The organism is Actinokineospora pegani (assembly GCF_009745975.1).
GTDB classification, from domain to species: Bacteria; Actinomycetota; Actinomycetes; order Mycobacteriales; family Pseudonocardiaceae; genus Actinokineospora; species Actinokineospora pegani.
This window is the reverse complement of sequence record NZ_WHOL01000126.1, coordinates 48,658-70,659: the sequence shown is the minus strand read 5'-3', so window position 1 is coordinate 70,659 and position 22,002 is coordinate 48,658. Positions and strand designations below refer to the sequence as shown.

The 22,002-nt window shown below is 73.6% G+C and carries 22 protein-coding genes; 7 read left to right on the top strand and 15 right to left on the bottom strand.

Annotation, left to right across the window (positions count from 1 at the left end; translation table 11 throughout):
- Positions 1-2 precede the first annotated feature (2 nt).
- The 4 genes from GCL84_RS28210 to GCL84_RS28195 are packed head-to-tail and all read left to right on the top strand — an operon-like array spanning position 3 to position 4,874.
- Positions 3-896 carry an SDR family NAD(P)-dependent oxidoreductase gene (locus GCL84_RS28210; RefSeq protein ID WP_156758607.1) on the top strand — a complete coding sequence of 298 codons (894 nt, stop codon included), beginning with the start codon at positions 3-5 and terminating at the stop codon, positions 894-896.
- A complete protein-coding gene (locus GCL84_RS28205; protein WP_156758606.1) occupies positions 896-2,521 on the top strand; it encodes an AMP-binding protein in 1,626 nt (541 codons plus the stop codon). The genes GCL84_RS28210 and GCL84_RS28205 overlap by 1 nt, the downstream gene beginning before the upstream one ends.
- Entirely contained in the window at positions 2,518-3,405 is an 888-nt protein-coding gene (locus GCL84_RS28200) for a patatin-like phospholipase family protein (protein ID WP_156758605.1), read from the top strand. Before GCL84_RS28205 ends, GCL84_RS28200 begins: the two co-directional genes overlap by 4 nt.
- The gene (locus GCL84_RS28195) at positions 3,402-4,874 is read left to right on the top strand and encodes a flavin-containing monooxygenase (RefSeq protein ID WP_156758604.1); all 1,473 of its coding nucleotides are present in this window, start codon (positions 3,402-3,404) and stop codon (positions 4,872-4,874) included. Before GCL84_RS28200 ends, GCL84_RS28195 begins: the two co-directional genes overlap by 4 nt.
- 75 nt (positions 4,875-4,949) lie before the next feature.
- Here GCL84_RS28195 and GCL84_RS28190 read toward each other — a convergent pair whose 3' ends face one another.
- Positions 4,950-5,762, bottom strand: a complete 813-nt coding sequence (locus GCL84_RS28190) for a peptidoglycan-binding domain-containing protein (RefSeq protein ID WP_156758603.1) — start codon at positions 5,760-5,762, stop codon at positions 4,950-4,952.
- An 80-nt stretch (positions 5,763-5,842) separates the two neighbouring features.
- Entirely contained in the window at positions 5,843-6,931 is a 1,089-nt protein-coding gene (locus GCL84_RS28185) for a branched-chain amino acid aminotransferase (RefSeq protein ID WP_156758602.1), read from the bottom strand.
- Between the two features lie 269 nt (positions 6,932-7,200).
- On the opposite strand from GCL84_RS28185, the gene GCL84_RS28180 reads away from it, so the two are divergent.
- A complete protein-coding gene (locus tag GCL84_RS28180) occupies positions 7,201-8,784 on the top strand; it encodes a CocE/NonD family hydrolase (RefSeq protein ID WP_156758601.1) in 1,584 nt (527 codons plus the stop codon).
- Positions 8,785-8,975: 191 nt separating this feature from the next.
- Here GCL84_RS28180 and GCL84_RS28175 read toward each other — a convergent pair whose 3' ends face one another.
- From GCL84_RS28175 to GCL84_RS28130, 10 genes are all read right to left on the bottom strand, one after another.
- A complete protein-coding gene (locus tag GCL84_RS28175; protein ID WP_156758600.1) occupies positions 8,976-9,233 on the bottom strand; it encodes a hypothetical protein in 258 nt (85 codons plus the stop codon).
- Between the two features lie 172 nt (positions 9,234-9,405).
- The gene (locus tag GCL84_RS28170) at positions 9,406-9,852 is read right to left on the bottom strand and encodes a GNAT family N-acetyltransferase (RefSeq protein WP_197523566.1); all 447 of its coding nucleotides are present in this window, start codon (positions 9,850-9,852) and stop codon (positions 9,406-9,408) included.
- A gap of 74 nt (positions 9,853-9,926) precedes the next feature.
- The gene (locus tag GCL84_RS28165) at positions 9,927-11,513 is read right to left on the bottom strand and encodes an MFS transporter (protein WP_235926809.1); all 1,587 of its coding nucleotides are present in this window, start codon (positions 11,511-11,513) and stop codon (positions 9,927-9,929) included.
- Entirely contained in the window at positions 11,497-11,973 is a 477-nt protein-coding gene (locus GCL84_RS28160) for a MarR family winged helix-turn-helix transcriptional regulator (protein ID WP_156758599.1), read from the bottom strand. Before GCL84_RS28160 ends, GCL84_RS28165 begins: the two co-directional genes overlap by 17 nt.
- 107 nt (positions 11,974-12,080) lie before the next feature.
- Complete coding sequence (locus GCL84_RS28155) at positions 12,081-12,461, bottom strand: DUF3037 domain-containing protein (protein WP_156758598.1); 381 nt, start codon at positions 12,459-12,461, stop codon at positions 12,081-12,083.
- Complete coding sequence (locus tag GCL84_RS28150; RefSeq protein ID WP_156758597.1) at positions 12,445-13,203, bottom strand: HipA family kinase; 759 nt, start codon at positions 13,201-13,203, stop codon at positions 12,445-12,447. The genes GCL84_RS28155 and GCL84_RS28150 overlap by 17 nt, the downstream gene beginning before the upstream one ends.
- Positions 13,204-13,210: 7 nt before the next feature.
- On the bottom strand, positions 13,211-13,597 hold the full coding sequence (locus GCL84_RS28145; protein ID WP_235926808.1) for a winged helix-turn-helix transcriptional regulator: 387 nt from the start codon (positions 13,595-13,597) through the stop codon (positions 13,211-13,213).
- Positions 13,598-13,606: 9 nt separating this feature from the next.
- Positions 13,607-14,269, bottom strand: a complete 663-nt coding sequence (locus GCL84_RS28140) for an NAD(P)-dependent oxidoreductase (protein WP_156758596.1) — start codon at positions 14,267-14,269, stop codon at positions 13,607-13,609.
- Between the two features lie 94 nt (positions 14,270-14,363).
- Entirely contained in the window at positions 14,364-15,563 is a 1,200-nt protein-coding gene (locus tag GCL84_RS28135) for an RNA polymerase sigma factor (protein ID WP_156758595.1), read from the bottom strand.
- On the bottom strand, positions 15,563-15,943 hold the full coding sequence (locus GCL84_RS28130) for a YciI family protein (protein ID WP_156758594.1): 381 nt from the start codon (positions 15,941-15,943) through the stop codon (positions 15,563-15,565). The genes GCL84_RS28135 and GCL84_RS28130 overlap by 1 nt, the downstream gene beginning before the upstream one ends.
- A gap of 308 nt (positions 15,944-16,251) precedes the next feature.
- Between GCL84_RS28130 and GCL84_RS28125 the strand changes: the two genes are divergently transcribed.
- Both GCL84_RS28125 and GCL84_RS28120 read left to right on the top strand, forming a co-directional pair.
- Positions 16,252-17,787 carry a DUF2637 domain-containing protein gene (locus GCL84_RS28125; protein WP_156758593.1) on the top strand — a complete coding sequence of 512 codons (1,536 nt, stop codon included), beginning with the start codon at positions 16,252-16,254 and terminating at the stop codon, positions 17,785-17,787.
- A 71-nt stretch (positions 17,788-17,858) separates the two neighbouring features.
- Entirely contained in the window at positions 17,859-18,611 is a 753-nt protein-coding gene (locus tag GCL84_RS28120) for a siderophore-interacting protein (protein ID WP_235926807.1), read from the top strand.
- 3 nt (positions 18,612-18,614) lie between these two features.
- Here GCL84_RS28120 and GCL84_RS28115 read toward each other — a convergent pair whose 3' ends face one another.
- The 3 genes from GCL84_RS28115 to GCL84_RS28105 form a co-directional block, all read right to left on the bottom strand.
- Positions 18,615-19,253, bottom strand: coding sequence for an ankyrin repeat domain-containing protein (locus GCL84_RS28115; protein ID WP_156758592.1), 639 nt, complete (start codon positions 19,251-19,253; stop codon positions 18,615-18,617).
- A gap of 9 nt (positions 19,254-19,262) precedes the next feature.
- Positions 19,263-20,804 (bottom strand): ArnT family glycosyltransferase, encoded by a 1,542-nt coding sequence (locus tag GCL84_RS28110; protein ID WP_156758591.1) that lies wholly within the window; start codon positions 20,802-20,804, stop codon positions 19,263-19,265.
- A 322-nt stretch (positions 20,805-21,126) separates the two neighbouring features.
- Positions 21,127-21,987, bottom strand: coding sequence for an exodeoxyribonuclease III (locus GCL84_RS28105; RefSeq protein ID WP_156758590.1), 861 nt, complete (start codon positions 21,985-21,987; stop codon positions 21,127-21,129).
- Positions 21,988-22,002: the final 15 nt, after the last annotated feature.

Sequence of the window (22,002 nt, the reverse complement as noted above, 5' to 3'; positions counted from 1 at the left end):
GTATGGCGGGCTTCAACCCGGTGCTGGGGGCGTTGGCCCGGGGGCCGGTGGCGGACTGGCTGACCAATCCGCGCGGCGGGGTCGACGAGCGGGCCTTGCGCGACGCGGTCCACGGGAAGATCGTACTGGTCACCGGGGCGTCTTTCGGGCTGGGTGAGGCCACGGCGCGTCGCCTGGCGCACGCGGGCGCGACGGTGCTGCTGGTGGCCAGGACCGAGGACGCCCTGCGCGAGGTCGTCAAGGACCTCGCCGACCAGGGGCTCACCGCGCACGCCTACCCCACGGACCTGACCGACCTGGACGCGGTGGAGGCGCTCACCGCGCGCGTGCTGGCCGAGCACGGGCACGTCGACGTCGTGGTGAGCAACGCGGGCAAATCGATCCGGCGGTCCATCTCCGACTCCTACGACCGGATGCACGACTTCGAGCGCACCATCGCCATCAACTACCTCGGCCCGGTCAAGCTCGTGCTCGGGCTGCTGCCGTCGATGCGCGCGCGCAAGCAGGGGCACCTGGTCAACATCTCCACCATCGGCGTGCGCATCCCGCCCGCGCCGAGGTGGGCGGCCTACCAGTCGTCGAAGACCGCCTTCGACGTGTTCTTCCGCAGCGTCGCCGCCGAGGCGGCCAGCGACCGGGTCACGGCGACGTCCATCTACATGGCACTGATCAAGACCAGGATGAGCGCACCGACCAAGACCTTCGACAACGTGCCGGGCATGAGCGCCGACGAGGCCGCCGAGATCGTCTGCCGGGCCATTGTGGACCGACCGGCGAAGATCAGCCCCTGGTGGGCCGACGTGGCCGAGGTCGCCACCGCGGCCGTGCGCCGACCGCTCGAGGTCGTGGTCAGCAAGCGGTTCGCGCTGGGCCGCAGACGAAAGGAACAACGCTGATGCCGCTGCCCCCCAAGGCGGCCGTGCTGGGCAACGCCGTCGCGGTGCTGGCCACCACCGGCCTGGCCGGGCAGGCCAGGCCCCGGCACCTCAAGGCCTCCGCCCGCGCGCTGCGCACCACCGGCACCTCGGCGGCGACCCTGCTGGCGCTGGCGGCCGAGCACCGCCCGGCCGCGCCCGGCCTGGTCGACGACGCGGGCGCGCTGACCTTCGCCGAGCTCGACGACCTGTCGTCGCGGCTGGCGCGCGGCATCGCCGAGCGGCACCGGCCCAGCCAGGGCGCCACCGTGGCGATCATGTGCCGCAACCACCGGTACTGGGTGGTCGCGACGATCGCCGCGGCCCGGCTCGGGGCGGACGTGGTCTACCTCAACACCGAGTTCTCCGCGCCGCAGCTCGCCGGGATCTGGGAGCGGCTCACCCCCGACCTGCTCATCGCCGACGCCGAGTTCCTCCCGGTCGTGCCGACCGGGGACACCGGCGCGCCGACCGTGCCGACCGTGGTCGGCTGGACCGACGGCGGCGACCTGCCGGTCGCCACGGTCGACGAGCTCACCGCCGAGCACGAGCCGTTCACCCCCGAGGGCAAGGTGCCCGCGGGCAAGGTCACCATCCTGACCTCGGGCACCACCGGCGCCCCGCGCGGCGCGGCGCGCAAGCTCAGCCCGATGGCCGTGCTCAGCCCGGCGGTCACCATCATCCGCCGCACCCGCATGCGCTCCGGCGAGCCCATGATGATCTCGGTGCCGCTGTTCCACGGCTTCGGCCTGGCGATGTGGGCGCTGGCGCTGTTCGTGCGCTGCCCGGTGGTGCTGCGCCGCCGGTTCGACCCCGAGCGCGCGCTCGCCGACATCGCCGAGCACCGGGTCGCCTTCGTCGCGATGGTGCCGGTCATGCTCCAGCGCGTGCTGGCGCTGCCCGAGCCGGTCCGCCGCGCGCACGACCGGCGCGGCCTGCGCACCGTGCTGTCCGGCGGCGCGGCGCTGCGCCCGGAGCTGGCCGAGCGGTTCATGGCCGAGTTCGGCGACGTGCTCTACAACGGCTACGGCTCCTCGGAGACCGGCATCGCCGCCGTGGCCACCCCCGCCGACCTGCGCGCGGGCGCGGGCACGGTGGGCAAGCCGTCCATCGGCACCCCCGTCCGCATCCTCGACGACAACCGGGCGCCGGTGCCCACCGGGCGCTCCGGGGCCATCTTCGTCGGCGGCCACAGCCACTTCGAGGGCGGCGGCGAGCACGCCAAGGAGCTCGTCGACGGCCTGATGGACACCGGCGACCTGGGCAGGCTCGACGCCGCTGGCCGCCTCTACGTCGAGGGCCGCGCCGACGACATGATCGTCTCCGGCGGGGAGAACGTGTACCCGCAGGAGGTCGAGGACTGCCTGGCCCGCCACCCCGCCGTCGCCGACGTCGCCGTGCTCGGCGTCGCCGACGAGGAGTACGGCCAGCGGCTGCGCGCCTTCGTCGTGCTCCGCTCGCCCGCCGCGCCCGAGGAGCTGATCGCGCACGTGAAGGCGAACCTGGCCCGCTACAAGGTTCCCCGCGAGGTGCGCGTGCTCGACGAGCTGCCGCGCAACCCGACCGGCAAGCTGCTCAAGCGCGAGCTGCCCGGGGCCGCCTCGTGACCCGCCGCGGGCTCGTCCTGGGCTGCGGCGGCACCCTGGGGTTCACCTGGTCGGTGGCCGCGCTGCACGCGCTGCGCCGCGAGCTGGACTGGGACCCGGCAGGCGCCGAGGTCGTCATCGGCACCTCCGGCGGCGCCGAGCTCGCCGCCATCCTCGCCGCCGGGTTCTCCCTGGAGGAGGTCCTGGCCGCGCGCACCGGTTCCGACAGCGCCCCCGCGCTGCTGCTGGAGCACTTCGCCGCCGCGCCCAGCGGGGTCCCGCCGCTGCCCGGCCCCGGCCTGGCCGCCCCCGGCCTGGTGCGCGCCAGGGCCAAGGGCCGTGTCGACACCACCGCCGCCGCCGCGGGCCTGCTGCCGCTGGGCACCGGCGACAACTCGTGGCTGGTGCGCCTGGGCGAGGCGCTGGCGCCGTCGGTGCGGCACCCGAACCTGATGCTGGTCGCCGCCGACCGGCGCACCGGCAAGCGGGTGCCGCTGCGCGAGCCGCTCGGGCTGGCCATCGCCGCGTCGTGGGCCATCCCCGGGTGGTTCCCCCCGGTCACCGTCGGCGGCCGCGAGTACATCGACGGCGGGGTGGTCTCGCCGACCTCGGCCGACCTGCTGGTGCCCTTCGACCTGGACGAGGTCGTGGTGGTCGCGCCGATGACCAGCCCGCGCCCGGTCCCCGCGCGCGGTCTGAGCAGGGTCGAGCGGGTGCTGCGCCGCCCGATGAGCGCGCGGTTCAACCGGGAGGTCCGGGTGCTCGAGGGCACCGGGGTGCTGGTGCGCCGCTACGAGCCCACGGCCGAGGCGCTGGCCGTCATGGGGCCCAACTTCATGGACCGCCGCCGAGTCCTGGCCACGCTGGAGGTCGCCTTGCGCACGACAGTCGGGGAGGACGCGTGACGCGCTCGTTCGAGGTCCTGGTGGTCGGCGCGGGCTGCTCCGGCATCGGCGCCGCCATCCGCCTGCGCGGGCTCGGCGTCGACTTCGCCGTCCTGGAGAAGGCCGACGACTTCGGCGGCACCTGGCGGGCCAACACCTACCCCGGCTGCGCCTGCGACGTCCCGTCCGCGCTGTACTCGTTCAGCGACGTGCCCAAGGGGGACTGGTCGCGGGTCTACGGCACCCAGCCGGAGATCCACGCCTACCTGCGCCAGGTCGCCGCGGACGCGGGCCTGGCCGAGCACACCCGCTTCGGCGTGGAGATGCTCGGCGCCCGCTGGGACGCCGAGGCAGGCCGCTGGCGCCTGGAGACCACCGACGGCGAGTACGACGCCCGGTTCCTGGTGGCCGCCCCCGGCCCGTGGAACGAGCCGCTGTTCCCGGACATCCCCGGTCTGGCGTCCTTCCCCGGCGAGGTCTTCCACTCCGCCCGCTGGAACCACGACTACGACCTGGCGGGCAAGCGCGTCGCCGTGCTGGGCACGGGGGCGTCGGCGGTGCAGTTCGTCCCCGAGATCGTGGGCGAGGTCGAGGCGCTGCACCTGTTCCAGCGCACCGCCCAATGGGTTCTGCCCAAGCCGGACGTCCGCGTCGCGGGGGTGGTGCAGCGGTTGATGAGCGCTGTGCCCGCCACGCAGCGCTGGCTTCGCGGGGCCCAGTACGGAGTGATGGAGGCGCTGGGCGCGGGGTTCCGTCACCCCCGGCTCATGCGCGCTGTCCAGGCCATCGGTCGGGCCCACCTGCGCGCCCGGGTCGCCGACCCCTCGCTGCGCGCCAAGCTGACCCCGTCGTACACCATCGGTTGCAAGCGCTTGTTGTTCTCCAACTCGTACCTGCCCGCCTTGACCCGGCCGAACGTCTCTGTCGTCGCCGGCGGGGTCTCCGAGATCTCCGGGAACACCGTCGTGGCGGCGGACGGGTCCTCGGCCGATGTGGACGCGATCATCCTGGGGACGGGGTTCCACATCCTCGACATGCCCCTGGGCGACCTGGTCCGCGACGGGGCGGGCCGGACGCTGAGCGAGCACTGGCAGGGGACCCCGCAGTCCTACCTGGGCAGCGTGACGGCCGGGTTCCCGAACCTGTTCACGTTGCTGGGGCCCAACCTGGGGACCGGGCACTCGTCGGCGTTCATGATCCTCGAGGCGCAGCTCGACTACCTCACCTCGGCCCTGGCGCACGCCCGCACCGAGGGCTGGCGCGCCATGTCGGTCCGCAAGGAGGTCCAGGACGCCTACAACGCCGAGGTGCAGCAGGCTGTGGTGAAGACCGTCTACAACACGGGTGGGTGCCGGAGCTACTACCTGGATGTCAATGGGCGGAACAGCTTCATCTGGCCTTGGTCCACGCCTCGGCTGCGGCGGCGGGTGGGGACGTTCGACCCCCGGGCGTTCACGGCTGTCTCTGTGGACGCTCCGGCTCAGACGTGATCGACGAACGAGGGATCTGAGAGAAGGGGCCGGACTGGGAGTCGCCCTCGAGTCCTGTGTGGACTTGGGCTCGGGCTATCGCCGGTACTGCTCCCACGTCACCTTGGCGACCTGTGGGCCGTCGTCCGGGGCGTGGTTGGCCAGCCCGTTCTTGCCCAGGTAGTAGTCCCCGGCCTGGTGCTGGGCGGGCGCGGACTGGTCGGTGTCGCCCAGGGCGACCGCGTGCAGGTGGTAGGGCCAGTTGCCCTGGGCGGGGGAGCGGACCCAGGCGGCGAAGCCGACCTGGCGCAGGGCCCGGGCCGCGGCGGTGCGCTGGGCGGCGGTCATGCCCGAGACCGACATGTCCAGGACGCCGCCGCCGTCGTGGGTGCCCGCCGAGGTCGGGTCGCCGCCGGGGTTGTAGGAGCCCTGGGTGATGGTGAGGGTGCGGCCCAGCAGGCGTTCGGCCTCGAGCAGCATGGCCTTGGTGCGGGCGTTGACCGTCACGCCGCGGAAGGTGGACTTGGCGCCGATGGCGATGGGCCGGGTGATCGTGTAGCGGTTGGCGCCCAACGACGTGAGCGACGCGGGGCCGGGCAGGCCGGAGGCCGCGATGCCCGAGTAGCCCAGGGAGCGCTGGTAGGCCGCGTACGCCTCGACCGTCTTGGTGCCGAAGTGCCCGTCGACGTAGGCCGGGGCCAGCAACCCCTTGGCGTCCAACGCCCGCTCGACCCGCAGCACGCTGTCCCCGCTGCCCGGCGTCACCGCCGAGTCCGCCCGGCGCGGGTCGATCTGGGCGGCTTTGATCAGCGCCTCCATGTTCACCGCGGGGAGCGCGGCGGAGGCGGGGGTGGCGAGACCGAGGGTCAGCAGCGCGACGGCGACCGCGGCGAGGTGGCGTCCGGACATGCGGCCAGCCAACCGGCCCGCCGCCCCGGTCGGCAAGGGCAGTAGGGGTGGCGGGCGCGGTTTCTGTGGGTGGCAGGAGGTCAGACCACCCGGCGCAGCCAGCCGTGCGGGTCGGCGGCGCGGCCGTACTGGATGTCGAGGACGTGCTTGCGCAGGGCGAGGGTGGTCTTGCCCGCGGTCGCGTCGCCGACGGTGATGTCGACGCCCTCGCCGAGGAAGCGGGTGATGGGGGTGATGACCGCGGCGGTGCCGATGGCGAAGACCTCGGTGATCGTGCCGTCGGCGCAGCCCGCGGCCAGCTCGTCGACGCTGATCGGGCGCTGCACGGCGGTCAGGCCGTGGTCGGCGGCCAGCGCCAGCACGCTGTCGCGGGTGACGCCCTCCAGGATGGTGCCCAGCGGCGGGGTCACCAGCTCGCCCGCCGAGGTCAGCACCGCGATGTTCATCGTGCCCGACTCCTCCAGCCACCGGTGCTCGGCGCTGTCGACGTAGAGCACCTGGTCGCAGCCGTGCGCCTGCGCCTCGAGCTGCGCGGCCAGGCTCGTGGCGTAGTTGCCGCCGCACTTGGCCTCGCCGGTGCCGCCGGGCGCGGCCCGGGTGTAGGTCGTGCTGATCCACAGCGTCACGCCCCCGGCGCCGGAGCTGAAGTACGTCGCCGCCGGGCTCGCGATCACGCAGTAGCGCACCTCGTGCGCGGGCCGCACCCCCAGGAACGCCTCGGTGGCGATCATGAACGGCCGCAGGTACAGGCTCTGCTCCCCACCGCCCGCGGGCACCCACGCCGCGTCCGCGCGCACCAGCGCGGCGACGCTGTCGAGGAAGTCCTCCTCGGGCAGCTCCGGCAGCGTCAGCCGCCGCGCGGACCGGGCGAACCGCCGCGCGTTGGCCTCCGGCCGGAACAGCCACACGCTGCCGTCGGCGTGCCGGTAGGCCTTGAGGCCCTCGAAGATCTCCTGCGCGTAGTGCAGCACCGCCGCGCTCGGGTGCAGCGTGAACGGCTCCAGCGGCCCCACCCCGCGCGCGTGCCACCCGGCGTCGGGGGTCCACTGCGCGGTGGCCATGTGGTCGGTGAAGTGCTTGCCGAACCCCGGGTCGGCCAGGATCGCGGATCGCTCGTCGTCCGGCAGCGGCCGGGAGGTCCGCTCGAGCGGGAAGGAGTCGGCGGTCATGGCTGGATTCTAGCCGGCCGCCGCCACCCGGCCACCCGGAGTTAACCATCTTCTATCCTTTATCAAGATAAAAAGGGGGTGCGCCGGGGGCTCGGCCGCGGCCGCGGTGGGCTCGTCGCCTCGACGCGGATGTGTCACCGAGGTGCGGCTTTGCCGGGGATCGTGTGTCAGACCGGAGTGGAATTACCTCTCGGTTTCGCGTCCGACCACAGTTAGGATTGCGCCAATATTCAGATAACATCGATATTCCAACATGCTGTGGAGGTCTCATGCGGGGGCGGACAGCGCGGGTCGCGGTCGCCGTGGCAGCGGTCGCCGGACTGGCGTTCGTCGTGCCGACCGGCGGGTCGGCGCAGGCGTTCGGGTTCACCAGCGAGATCGTGATGGTCCAGGCCGACGACGGGGTGGGGTTGGAGGCGCTGGTCCTCGAGCCCTGGGGTGCGGGCCCGCACCCGCTGGCCGTGTTCGCCAGCCCGTGGACGATGGACTGGACGCAGAACGTGCTGCCCGCGGTGACCCTGGCGAGCAAGGGCTACACCGTCGTCAGCTACGTCGCCCGCGGGTTCATGAACTCCGGCGGCGAGGTCGGGGTGGCCGGTCCGCGCGACGTGCGCGACTTCTCCGAGGTGATCGACTGGGGACTGGCCAACACCGACTCCGACCCGGCCCGGATCGGCGCCTACGGCCTGTCCTACGGCGCCGGGATCAGCCTCATCGCCGCGGCCAAGGACAGCCGGATCAAGGCCGTCGCCGCGCTCAGCGGCTGGTACGACCTGCCCGAGTCCTTCGCCCGCGACAAGGTGCGCAGCCTCTCGGCGGGCGAGCTGCTGCACACGACCGGCAAGGAGAAGGGCCGCCTCAGCGCCGAGTCCGACCTGCGCCTGGGCCAGGTCTACGACCCCGACCTGTCCGACGCCGACTACCAGGCGCTGCACGAGTGGGCGCTGGAGCGCTCACCGAAGACCCACCTCGACGGGCTCAACGCCAACAAGCCCGCCATCCTGATCGAGCAGGCCTGGGGCGAGACGGCGTTCCCGCCCGGCCCGATGCTGGACTTCTACAACGCCTACCAGGGGCCCAAGCGCGTGGAACTGCGCCCCGGCGACCACGCGGGCCCGGAGATCCCGGCGCTGATGGGCCTGCCCAACGGCGTGCTCGACCCGGTCTACCGCTGGTTCGACGCCTTCGTCGGCGGCACCGACACCTCGATCGCGGGCGAGCCGAACCTGCGGTACAAGCCGCGCCCGGTGGGCCGCCCGTTCGAGACGTACTCCGCCAGCGCCGAGGCCTTCGCCGCGCCGCGGCGCCTGCACCTGACCGAGGACGCGCTGACCCCCTCGACCGAGGTGCCGACCTGGGCGCGCACCATCGACACCGACACCGACAGCTCGGTCTCCGGCGGCGACGCGATGGTCACCCAGACCCTCAACACCCTCCTGCTCGAACCCAGCCCCTTCCCCGTGGCGAACATCAACCGCGAGGTCGCGGGCGTCTGGACCGGGCAGCCTGCCAAGACCCGCATGAGGATCCGCGGCGTCAGCAAGCTCCACCTGCCCTACACCCCGTCGACGGCGCGGGGCACCCTCATCGCCTACATCCTCGACGTCGACGTCTTCAACAACGCCCGCCTCGTCGGCTACGCCCCGCACACCTGGGCGGGCGCCACCGCGGGTCAGCCCCGCACGGCCGACTTCACCTTCCAGCCCACCGCCTACGACGTCGAACCCGGCCGAAGGCTCGCCGTCGTCGTCGACGGCAAGGACACCCTGTTCGTCGACGCCAACAAGCCCGGCAGCGCGGTGACCCTGGGCAACACCTCGACCCAGCCCTGGGTCGACATCCCCGTGAGATAGCCGCTCCACAGTGGAGAGCCGGGTCGTCGGGGCGGCCCGGCTCCCGGGCCGCGTCGCGCTTCTGGGCAGGCCCTGCCGCTGCCCGAGTTGGTGCGCGCCCCGGCGCATGACAGCCGGGCGCCTCGACAAACCCCACCCGGTGCCGCCGCGTCCGAGCAGGACGGTTCGCGGCGCCCCGCGTCAGGCGGGTGTCAGCGGTTCTTGGCGGCGTTGAAGCCGAGCCAGCCGAGGTAGCCCAGGGCGCCGAGCACGCCCAGCTTGCGGGTCTTGCCCGCGCTGAGGGCCAGGCCGACGGCCAGTTCGGTGGCGCCGTTGCGCAGCACCCACTGGTCGGTGTCCTGGGGGAAGGCGGCCTTGGTGATCCCCAGGAACGCCTTGGGGGCCACGAAGTGCGCCGCGCCCGTCGCCGCCAGGGCCAATCCCGCGGTCTTCGCCGACACCAGAGCCATGGGGAACTCCACCTCTTCTCGTTGGGCTGAGCAGACCCTACCCGGCGGTAGGTCGCAAGGGAACAGTCTCACAGGTCGGGCGGCCCGGGGGTGCCGGGCGCGCGCGGGGCGGCGTGCTGGAACTCCAGCCGGTCCGCCGTCCAGCCGTCCAGCCCCGGCCGCGGGCTGTCGGTCATCCAGCGGTGGGACTGACGATCTCCTTGACGAAGCGGCGTTCCACCCGGCCCCGCGGGTGGTCGCTCTTGAGCTCATCAGTGGCGGTCCACCCCGACCGCTCGTAGCAGCGGATCGCGCGGTGGTTGTCCCGGATCGCCCACAGCTCCAACGCCGTCCGGCCGATCCCGAGGGCGTGCCGCTCGGCGCTCGCCAGCAGCTCGTCGGCCACACCGCTGCCCCACGCGTCGGGGTCGACCGCGAGGTAGTAGATCTCCACCGTCCGCTCGTGCGGCGCGAGCAGGGTGAATCCCACCGCCTCGCCGTCGCGCGCGGCCAGGATCAGCTCGGCGCCGTCGAGGGCGAGGCGCTCGCGCAGGGCCGCTTCGTCGACCGGCGCGTGCTCGCCGTCGCGCCGGGATGTCGCGCGGGCCCAGATCTCCGCCGCCGCTCGCAGGTCGTCCACCCGGTCAGCTTCCCAGAGACGCCCGCGCCGCCGGGCCCTCGGGACCCGGCGGCGCGGGCGGTCGCGCACAGCGGTCAGGCGGCGACCTTGTCCTCCTCCGCCTGGCGCTGCATGCCGGAGGAGGTGAGCAGCGGCTTCTCCTCGATCAGCGCGATCGACACCACCGTGATGACCGACAGGGCGGCGGCGACGAGCAGGATCGTGGCGGTGGCGTCGCCGTAGGCGGCGCGGACGACCTCGGCGACGGGGGCGGGGAGCTGGGCCAGGTTGCCGATGCCCGCCTCCGCGCCGCCCGCCGGGACCGCGATGCCCAGGCCGGTCAGGCCCTCGGTGGTCAGCGTGGTGACCCGCGAGGCGAGGACCGCGCCCAGCACCGAGACGCCGATCGTGCCGCCCAGCGAGCGGAAGAAGCCCACGGTGGAGCTCGCGGCGCCCAGGTCGGTGGCCGCGACGGTGTTCTGCACGGCCAGGACCAGGTTCTGCATGGTCATGCCCAGGCCGGTGCCCAGGACGAACAGGAACACCCCGATGAGGACCATGTCGGTGGCGTGGTCGATGGTGCCCAGCAGGCCGAACCCGCCGACCATCAGCAGCGACCCGGCGACCAGGAAGCCCTTCCACTTGCCCAGGCGGGTGATCAGGATGCCCGAGCCGGTCGAGGACAGCAGCGAGCCCAGGATCATCGGCAGCGTCAGCAGGCCCGCCGCGGTGGGGGAGTAGCCGCGGGCGATCTGGAAGTACTGGCCGAGGAAGACCGCGCTGCCGAACAGCGCGGTGCCCACGGCGATGCTGGCGATGGTGGCCAGCAGGGTGGTGCGGTCGCGGAACAGGCGCAGCGGGATGATCGGCTCGGCGGCGCGGGTCTCGACGAACACCATCGCGGCCAGCAGCACGACGCCCGCCCCGAGCAGGGTCAGCGAGGTCGTGGAGCCCCAGGCGAACTGGTTGCCCGCCAGCGTCACCCAGATCAGCAGCGCGCTCACCCCGGCGGTCAGCAGCGCCGCGCCCAGGTAGTCGACGGTGACCTCGCGCTTGGCCACCGCGGGCAGGTTCAGCGTCCGGCGCACCACGGCCAGTGAGACGACCGCCAGCGGCACGCAGACGAAGAAGCACCAGCGCCAGCCCAGCCAGGGCGTGTCGACGATGAGCCCGCCCAGCAGCGGGCCCGCCACGGTGGCCACCGACATGACCCCGGCGATCGGGCCGGCGTAGCGGCCGCGCTCGCGGGGGCTGATCATCGCGGCGATCACGATGACGACCAGCGCCTGCAGGCCGCCCAGGCCCAGGCCCTGCAGCACCCGCCAGGCGATCAGCGTCTCGACCGACTGCGACAGCCCGGCCAGCACCGACCCGGCGGTGAACACCACGATCGCGACCTGCACCAGCAGCTTCTTGCTGATCAGGTCGGAGAGCTTGCCCCAGATCGGGGTGCTCGCGGTGGAGGCCAGCAGGGTGGCGGTGATGATCCAGGTGTACTGGCTCTGCGTGCCGCGCAGGTCGCCGATGATCGTCGGCAGCGCGTTGGACACGATGGTCGAGGACAGGAACGCGGTGAACATCGCGAGCAGCAGCCCGGTCAGGGCCTCGACCACCCTGCGGTGGTCCATCCGGCCGCTCTCCTCGGCGGTCAGCGGCCCCGCGGACTCAGCGGACGTGGTCAAGGACTTCCTCCTTCTCGTTCTCGGGGGCGCACAGGTGCGCGCGCACGTCGTCGGACAGCCGGTTCAGCAGCCCGGCCAGGGCGGTCACGTCGGCCTCGGCCCAGTCGGCGACGACCCGGTCCAGCCAGGCCGCCCACCGGTCCCGGTGCCGCACGAGGCAGTCCGCCCCGGTCGGCGTCAGCTCCAGCAGGCTCGCCCGCCCGTCGTCCGGGTCCGGCCGCCGCGACACCATGCCCGCCTGGATCAGCGCGGCCACCTGCCTGCTGACCACCGACGGGTCCACGTCCAGGTGCTCGGCGAGCCTGCCCATCCGCTGCGCGCCGCCGCGGTCGAGGACGCCGAGCAGCGCCGCGGGCGCGGTGTGCAGGTCGTCGGCTCGTGCCTGCCGCACCGCCCGCCCGGCGCGGAGCACCGCGCGCAGGGACTCGAGCAGCTCGGACGCCGTTGTCGTCGCCACCATGTCGACCCCCAAATAAGTTGGTACGTGCAACCATAAGACGCTTGGTTGTTGAACGCAACCAAAATGGGTGTGACCTGTCCCGCGCCGGGACGGGCGGGCTGATCAGCTCAGCGCAGGGGGAGGACCAGGCGCTCGTACATGCGCGCCAGCTCGGCCTCGGGGTCGTCGGTGAGGCCGGTGTGGGTGGGGGAGGTCTGCACCAGCGTGCTGCGCGGGGCGGTCAGCCACCGGAAGCGCTGACCGGGCGGGATGCGGGTGACCGGGCCCCGGTCGCCCGCGCAGGCCGCCGACAGGCTGTCCAGGAAGTCCGCGAGCACGTCGAGGTCGATGGCCGGGTCCAGCGCCCGCAGGCGGTCGCCGTCCACGTGCGTGCGGCAGCCGATGTAGTCCAACGCCTTGCAGTGCACCAGGACCCCGACGTTGAGCGCCTCCCCGCGGTCCTGCCGGGGCACGGCGCGCAGCAGCGCGTACTCAAACACGTGCGGCACGGGCGGCCTCCAGGTCTGCCGTCCACGCCCCGGCCGAGGCCAGGCGGGCGGTGAAGAACTCGCGGTACGCGCCCCGTGTCTCATCCGGCGTCGGGTAGCCGACCAACCACTCGTCCGGCACCGCGCCCACGGCGGCGTCCACCGCGCTGGCCGGGACCTGGTCGGCGAGGTTGTCGACCGGACCGGCCACGGGCAGCATCACGTGGTCGGCGGGCTCCCACCGGTAGCTCGCCGCGGGCGTCCACCCGGGACCCCAGCGGTGGTGGAAGTAGAGGCTCGCCCCGTGGTCGATCAGCCACATGTCCCGGTGCCACAGCAGCAGGTTCGGGTTCCGCCACGACCGGTCCACGTTGAGCACCAGCGCGTCGAACCACAGCAGCCGGGCGGCCTCGACCGGCCCGGGGTCGCGCACGAGCGGGTTGTAGTCGAACGAGCCGGGCAGGTAGTCCAGACCGAGGTTGCGCCCGCCACTGGCCCGCAGCAGCTCCTGCACCTCCTCGTCCGGCTCGGTGCGCCCCAGCTCCGGGTCCAGCTCGACCAGGACCAGCTCCGGCACCCGGAACCCGAGCGCCCTGGCCAGCTCCCCGACGATCAACTCCGCCGCCAGCGCCCGCGGGCCCTGGCCCGCGCCGCGGAACTTGACCACGTACATGCCCAGGTCGTCGGCCTCGACGAGACCGGGCAGGGACCCGCCCTCGCGCAGGGGGGTCACGTACCGGGTGGCGGTGACGGTTCTGGGCACCCGGGCATCATGCCGGGTCGCGGCCCGCCCACTCCCGCCGGGCGTCGGCCAGCCGCGAACCGAACTCCCGGGTCCAGTCGCACGCCTGCCACTGGAACTCCAGCAGGCCGCGGCCGACGTCGGTCAACGCGTACTCCACCCGGGGCGGGACCCCGCCGTGGTCGGTGCGCGTGATCAGTCCGCTGCGCTGCATCGACCGCAGCGACTCGGTGAGGACCTTGGGCGTGACCTCCGGCAGCGGCACGCGGAGCAGGCTGAAGCGCAGCGGCCCGCGGTCGAGGCAGACCAGGATCCGGGAAGTCCACTTGCCGCCGATGCGGATGGGCGAGGGCGCGGCGCCGCAGCCCGCGAAGGTGTCCGGGGTCAGCTCGGCGTAGCGGAAGTCCTCGCCCACAGCCCGATCCTAGGGATCGCGGGGTGCGACGCCGACGAGGACGTGGCGGTGGAGCGGGGCCTCGGCCTCGCCGAGGGCCGCGTGGGCGAGGTCGGCGGCGCGCAGGGGTGGGCCCTGCCAGGGGAAGTCGTGGGAGAGGCCGTCCGGGGTGGCGTAGGGCTCGAGCTCGGTGGACACGGCGTAGTCGCCCGTGGCGTCGCCGTCGGCGAGGACGGACGGCGGGCCCGCCACGGCGACCCAGTCCAGGTCGGTCCCCGCCAGCAAGCGCAGCTCGTGCTCCCGGGCGCGGCTGAGACCGCGGTACCCGGCGGGGAACGAGTCCAGGTCGTGGAACGGCACCCCCGGCGGGACCGGCAGCACGCTGCCCGTGGTGACCACCACCAGCCGCCGCACGCCCGCCCGCCCCAGCCCCTCGGCCAGCGCCGCCACCGCCCGCGCGTGGAACCCGTCCGCGAAGTCGGCCGAGTGGACCGAGGTGATCACCGCGTCGCACCCGCGCGCCACCGCCGCCACCGACCCCGCGTCGGTCACGTCGCCGACCGCCGCCCGCGCACCGGGCGCCTGACCGGGGGAGCGCAGCACGGCGACCACGTCATGGCCCCGCCGCACCGCCTCCGCCACGATCCGGCTTCCCACGCGCCCACCGGCCCCGAACACCGCGAACGTTCCCATCGCTCCCCCTCGCCAGTAGCTGTTCAGCGCGGCGGACGCTAGCGGCGCAGGGGTCGGTTCCCGCAACGATATCGACCCCCAGCAGGGGAAACGCCTAGATGAGGCCCCACAAGCGGGCCCGCTCGACCGCGTTGGCGGTCCGCTCGGCCGCCGACCCGAACGCCGCACGGGCCTCCTCCTCCCGCCCCAGCCTGCGCAGCAGTTCGCCGCGCAGCGTGTGGCCGGGCCCGAAGGCGTCGAGATCGATGCGGTCCACCTCGGCCAGCGCCGCGGCGGCCCCGTGGACCTCCGCCACCGCCACGGCCCGGTTCAGCGCGACAACGGGTGTCGGCGACAGCCGCAGCAAATGGTCGTACAGGGCCAGGACCTGCGCCCAGTCGGTGTCCTCCGCGCTCGCGGCGTCGCTGTGGACGGCCTGGATGGCGGCTTGCACCTGGTAGGGGCCGGGGCGGTCGCGGCGCAGGCAGGCGCGCACCAGGGACCGGCCCTCGGCGACCAGCGCCGCGTCCCAGCGGGTGCGGTCCTGGTCGGCCAGCAGGACCGCGGAGCCGTCCGGGGCGGTGCGCGCGGGCGCGCGGGACTGGGTGAGCAGCATCAGCGCCAGCAGCCCGACCGCCTCCGGCTCGTCCGGCATCAGCTCGACCAGCAGCCTGCCCAGCCGCACCGCCTCCGCGCACAGGTCGGCCCGGCCCAGGGCGTCGCCGGAGGTCGCGGTGTGGCCCTCGGTGAACACCAGGTAGACGACGGCGAGCACGCCGGTCAGCCGGGCGGGCAGGTCGACGTCGTGCGGGACGCGGTAGGGGATGCGGGCCTTCTTGATCTTCGCCTTGGCCCGCACCAGCCGCTGGGCCATGGTGGGCTCGGGGACCAGGAACGCGCCCGCGATCTCGGCCGTGGTCAGCCCGCCCAGCAGCCGCAGGGTCAGCGCGACCCTGGCGGGCGCGGCCAGCGCGGGGTGGCAGCAGGTGAACAGCATCCGCAACCGGTCGTCGCGCACCGGGCCCAGCTCCTCCGGCTCGTCCGGCTCGGCGCTGAGCAGGGCGTGCGCGGCGGCCTCGCGGTCGCCGCGGGTGGACTCCCTGCGCAGCCGGTCGATGGCGCGGTTGCGGGCGGTGGTGATGATCCACCCGGCCGGGCTCGGCGGCTGCCCGGTCTCGGGCCAGCGCCGCAGCGCCTCGACGAAGGCCTCCTGGACCGCGTCCTCGGCGTGGTCGATGTCGCCGAGGACGCGGGTCAGGACGGCCACCGCGCGCCCGTGCTCGGCCCGGAACACCCGGGCCACGCGCTCGTCCATCAGCCCGCGGCGAACGGGCGGACCTCGACCGGCAGCCCGAGCACCCGGGCCAGCCGCCCGCCCCAGCCCAGCGCCTCGTCCAGGTCGGCGGCCCGGATGACGCTGAACCCGCCCAGGTACTCCTTGAGCTCGACGAACGGCCCGTCGGTGACCAGCACGCCGTCGCCGTCGGCGCGCAGCACGGTCGCGGTCTCCGGCGCCTCCAGGCCCTGCCCGAACACCCACGCGCCCGCCGCGCGCAGCTCGTCGTTGAGCTTGCCCAGCTCGGCCATCACCGGGGCGAGCTGCTCCTCGGTGGGGGTGGGGCCCTCGGGCTGGAAGATGCTGAGCAGGTAGTGCTGCGTGGTGTCCGGCTGAGGGGTTGTCGTGGTGTTCGACATGTCGGTCGCTCCTCGTGTCTGCGGGCGCGCCGTCGTGCGCGCTCACACCCTGAACGAACCGGGCGCCCGCGGATCGACAGGGTCGGCTGGAAAACTTTTCGGGGCTGCGTCTAGTGTGACGTTCGGTATGCCGCGCCGAGGCGGAGATAACAGGTGGAGCACGACTGCATCAAGATCGCGGTCGCCCGGTACCCCGGTGGTGGTGCTCGTTCCCCTGTCCGCCACAGTGCTCATACCCCAAAAGTGCACACCCCGCCCGATCACGCCGACCACACTCGTCAGCCGCCATAGCCAGGAGGACCGCGCAGGTGAGTCAGGAGAGCGCCCTCGACCCCGCACACGCCGTCGCGCTGGCCGAGCGGAACACCATCGCTGACAAGATCCGCTACGCCTGCGGGCAGGTGGACCCGCCGACGACCCACGAGGTCCGGCAGTTCCTCGACGCCTACGGCGTGACCACAGCGCAGTCGTACGCGACCAACGTCATCGACACCTGGCGGCGGGAGAACGCGGTCGGCGACACCGGCGACCTCGTGGCGCTCAGCCCCGGGCTGCTCGCCGAGCTCGACGCCCTCAAGAACGGCTCCGCCGACGACCCGTCGTCCAAGGGTGCCGCGTCCAACGGTTCGGCGTCCACCGGCGCAGGGGCCAACGGCGCGTCGTCCAACAGTTCGACCAACGGCTCGGCCAACGGCGCGAAGGCCAAGGCGAATGGTCCGGCGAAGGCGAAGGCCAACGGCAAGGTCAACGGCAAGGCCAACGGGAAGGCCGCAGGCACACCGCCGCAGGCCGCACCCCCGGCGGAGAGTGCCCCGGCAGAGACTGCCCCGGCAGACAAGGACACAGCGAAGAGCATGGACACAGCGGTCGAACCGGACGCGAACGCGGGCGGGAAGAAGCAGCCGGCCGAGGCCGCGACCGAGATCCTCAGCGCGGTCGACCCGGCCAAGCACCCCGACGCCGAGGCCGAGACCCCGAGCTGGCTCGGCGACCCGGCCCGCGACGGCGCCGACCTGAGCTGGCTCGACGCGGTCGACGACCCGGAGGTCACCGGGGTCGCCGAGGACGGCAAAGCGATCAAGGGCGAGGCGGCCGACGCCGCCGCCGCCAAGGACCTGAAGGTCGTCAAGGGCGCGCAGGGCGCCGAGGCGGAGGCCGCGGTGAGCAAGGACCTGATCGTCGCCGATGCGCAGGCGACCGAGCCGGAGCCGGTCGAGCCGGTCACCGCGCACGCGCAGCGGGTCGCCCCGGCGGGCGACCCCGAGCCGGAGCCGATGTCCACCCAGCGGATGCCGGTCGTGCTGAGCTTCTCGGCAAACATGGCCTGGATCGTGGTGCTGATCGCCGCGATGGGCATCTCGTGGTGGTCGCTGTTCGAGTACGCGCGCGGGTTCAGCATCCCGACCCCGCTGGCCGCGGTCGTCTCCCTGGTGTTCGACGCGTCCGCGCTCATCGTGGCGGGCCTGGCGCACCGGTACGCGCTCTCGCCCTACTCGGGCGCCGGGCCGCGCATCGCGCTGCTGCTGCTCCTGGCGGGCTCGTGCTACCTCAACTGGGAGCACGCGGCGGGCAAGGGCTACGGCATCGAGGCGTCGATCATGTTCGCCGCCCCCGCCGCCGTCGGCATCCTGCTGTTCGAGCTGCACATCGGCTGGCACTCGCGCTCCGAGCGCCGCGCCCGCGGCCGGGTCGCCCGCTCGCTGCCGGTGATCGGCGCGTGGGGATGGTTCCTGCACCCGCTGCAGAGCCTGACCACGCTCTGGCGCGTCACGCACGCCCGCGGCCGCTCGGTCCGCCACGCGGAGCTGACCAGCATCGAGGAGCCCGTGTCGAGCGTGCGTTAATCCACACTGCGCAACGGGACCTCCCGGGAGTAGCTTAGGCTCACCTAAGTAACTCCCGGGAGGTTTCGCACGTGACGACCCCACAACGACAGCGGCCGGTGCACGCGCTCACGGTCACCGGGACCGAGTGGCTCACCCCGCACATGGTGCGCGTCCGCGCGGGTGGCCCCGGCCTGGCCGCGGTGCCGGACAACGGTTGCACCGACGCCTACGTCAAGCTGCTGTTCTTCCCCGACGGCCGCCCCGAGGGCGCGATCGACCCCGCCGCCCTGCGCGCCGCGGGCAGGCTGGTGACCCGCACCTACACCATCCGCGCCCGCACCGCCGACGAGCTCGTCATCGACTTCGTCCACCACGGCGACGTCGGCCTCGCGGGCCCCTGGGCGGCCGCCGCCAAGCCCGGCGACGACCTGCTCTTCCTCGGACCCGGCGGCGGCTACGCGCCCGCCCCCGAGGCCGACTGGCACCTGTTCGTCGGCGACACCGCCGCCCTGCCCGCCATCGCCGCGGGCATCGAGGCCCTCCCGGTCGGCGCCCGCGCCACCGCCCTGATCGCCGTCGACCACCCCGCCGACGAGGTCAAGTTCGACACCACCGCCGACCTCGACGTGCGCTGGGTGTCCCCGGACTCCCTGGTCGAGGAAGTCCGCGCCGTCGCGCTGCCCACGGGTTCGGGCCACGTCTTCGCCCACGGCGAGACAGGCGCGATGAAGCAGCTCCGCCCGGTGTTCGCGGGCGTGGACCGGCTTTCGCTGTCCGGCTACTGGCGCAAGGGCATGGCCGAGCCGGAGTTCCAGGAGTCCAAGCGCACCGACGCCGCCTAGGGATCAGACGAAACCGGACTCCACCAGCTCCGCGCCCGCCGCCGTGATGACGTGCCGCTGACCGGAGCCGCCGACCACCCGCGACCAGCTCTCCGAGACCAGCGTGTCGCCGTCGAGGCGCAGGGTGAAGCCGCCGTACATGCCGGGGATGGGGAAGCCGATGCGCGGGTCGCGCTGCTCGGCGATGATCGAGACCTCGGGCAGGCGCAGCCGGTGCTCGGCGACCTCGGGGGCGACGCGCTCCAGGATCACGGCGTGCAGGTGCGGGCGCAGCGCCTGGGTGGGGGCGGGGTGCCGGAACACGGGGGTGAGCAGTTCGGCCAAGGCGTGGTTTCCGTTGCGCAGCGCGATGTCGCACGGGGTGTCCCCGGCGGCGTCGGGCAGCGACAGCCAGGGCTCGTGTGCGAGCAGGGCCCGGGCGACCTCGAGCGGGGCGTTGTGCCAGGCGGCCTGGTGCAGCGGCGTGAACCACGACGAGCCGCCGAGGCGCCACGAGTTGACCAGGTCCGGGTGGGTGCGCAGGGCCGCCAGCAGGGTGTCCCAGTCGCCCGCGTGGGCGGCGTCGGCGACGGCGTCGCGACGGGCGGTGATGTGCTCCTTGAAGGTGGTGCGGAGCGTGACACCGTCCCATTGCCCTGCCATGGCACGACCCTACTGGGTGTCGTCGATGGTCATGTGCATCCACTCCGGCCACATGGCCGACCACGGGCGCACCGGGTCCGCCACCAGGTAGATCGTGGGCGAGCGGAGCACGACGTTGTCCAGCGCGGAGCCGTCGTCGGCCTTGCCGACGGCGGTCACCGAGGCGAAGCGCTCGCGGAGGAAGTCCGGGCTGCCGCCGACGACGACGGCCGTGGTGGCCGTGTCCGGTGGGGCGCCGAAGAACCAGTAGCCGCGGTGTCCGCTGTAGACGGCGGGCAGGCCCGCGCGCTCGCGTTCGAAGTCCAGGGCGGCCGCGTGCGGGTAGACGTCGGCCAGCACGACGGTGTCCGCCCGCCGGTCGGCGGGCAGGCCGCGGTAGACCTGGGCCACGTCGTCCGCCAGGGCGGGCCAGCCGACCTGGGCGCGCAGGAGGGGGTTGGGCACGGCGGCGGGGTGGCGTTCGGCCACCGACTGCGGCAGCACCGGCAGCAGGGCCACCGCGGCCACCACGCCCAGCGCCGCGGTCGCGACGAACGGCCACCGGCCGCGCCACCAGCCGGGGGCGCGGTTCTGCAACGCGACCGCGCCCGCCGCGTACAGCAGGGGGAACAGGCCGACGAGGTAGTAGGGGCGGCCGTTCGACAGGACCAGCAGCGCGAACAGCAGCGGCAGCGCGATCCCCAGGAACCGGGTGCGCCGGTCGCGCAGCAGCGCGGGCAGGCCCAGCGCGCCGAGCACCAGCCCGACCGGTCCCAGGTAGAGGGCGAACCAGCCGACGAAGCCGAGCCTGCCGCCCTGGAACGCGTCCTGCTCCTGGCCCACGGCGTCGCTCATGGCCAGGTACGGCCAGCCGTGGTCGGCCTGCCACAGCAGGCCCGGCACGGCGGTGGCGACGGTGATCAGCGCGCCGAGCCACAGCGCCGGGCGGCCGAACAGGTCGCGGGGGCCCGCGACCAGCGCGCCGATCGCGATGCCCACCCACAGCAGCGGGACCAGGTACTTGATCTGCAAAGCGAGCGCCGTGCACAGCCCGGCGGCCAGCAGCAGCCGGTCCTGACGGGTGCGGGTCCACTTGAGCACCAGGTAGCTGATCGCCACCCACAGCGTGATGTCGAAGGTGGTGGTGGCCAGCAGGTGCCCGGTCCACAGCAGGAACGGCCCGCCCGCGGTGGCCACGGCCGTCAGGAGCTGCGCGCGCGGCCGACCGCCGAGCTCCCTGGCGATCAGCGCGCCGAGCACCACGGTCAGGCCGGTGATCAGCGCCGGCAGCACCCGCTGCGCGGCCACCTCGCCGGGGAACAGCAGGTCGACGCCCTTGGCCAGCAGTGGGATGACCGCCGACTGGTCCACGTAGCCCCAGGACGGGTGCCCGCCCGCGATGACGAAGTACATCTCGTCGCCGTCGTGGCCGTAGCGCGGGCTCACCAGCAGCAGCAGCGCCACGACCGCGCCCGCGATGGCGAGCACCCCCCGCCACGGGACCGCCGCCACCCCGGCGACCGCGGGCGCGGCGAGCGCGCCGGACGAGCGCCGTTGGTCGGTCGTGCTCATCCACGGCTCCTCGGTCGCCACCGGCGGTTGGCGGGCGCTGTCGCCCGAGGGCCAATCTAGGAGACCCCGGACGCGATCGGAAATGTCGCGCACCGGTTTTCCGCGGGCGGCGGGAAAGTGGTCCAGACTGATCGAGACAGTGTTTCGGTGGATATTTGTCGGCTTTTACCGGAGTTCCGCGCGTGGGTGTGTTTCGGCCTTGACAAATAATTGGGAGTGGTGTGGTACCGGCGGAGACCAATCTGGGCGGATTCGACGACGACGATGTCTCATCTGCGCCGGCGGTTGATCGTTCGCGAGCGCGGCCACTCGCCCGGCAGGCTCACCTCGGGACCCGCGGCGGCCTTCCGGAGCGCTCGGTCCGCGCCGACGGCGGCGGGACCATGGGGCCGACGTCGCCGTCGGGGGCCTCGTCGAGGTCGACGATGACGGGGGCGTGGTCGCTGGGCTTGGCGCCCTTGCGGGCGGCGCGGTCCACCCAGGCCGCCGCGCGGCGGTCGGCCAGCGCGGGGGCGGCCAGGACGAGGTCGATGCGCATGCCGCGGTTGGTGTGGAACATGCCCGCGCGGTAGTCCCAGTAGCTGAACACGGTCTCGTCCGGCCAGCGCTCGCGGACGACGTCGCGCAGCCCCAGGTCCCGCAGCGCGGCCAGGGCGGCGCGCTCGGGGGCGGTCACGTGCGTGTGCCCCTCGAACGCGGCCGGGCTGAACACGTCGGCGTCGGTCGGGGCGATGTTGATGTCGCCGCAGACGGCGGTCGACGCGGCGTCGGGCGCCACGGCGTCGCGCAGGGCGGCGAGCCACTCCAGCTTGTACCGGTAGTGGTCGGAGTCGGGCTCGCGGCCGTTGGGCACGTAGACCGACCACACCCGGGCGCCGCCGCACACGGCCGAGACCGCCCGCGCCTCCTGCTGCGGGAAGCCGGGCCCGCCGGGCAGCCCGCGCACCACGTCGTCGAGGCCGACCCGGGAGAGCAGGGCGACGCCGTTCCACTGCCCCTGGCCGTGGCTGGCGACCTGGTAGCCGCGCTCGGCGAGGTCGTCGGCCAGCAGGGCCAGGAACGCCTCGTCGGTCAGCTTGGTCTCCTGCAGGCACACCACGTCGGGCGCGCGCTCGTCGAGCCAGGGCAGCAACCGGGGCACGCGCTGCTTGACGGAGTTGACGTTCCAGGTGGCGATCCGCACCGGTGTCAGCGTAGT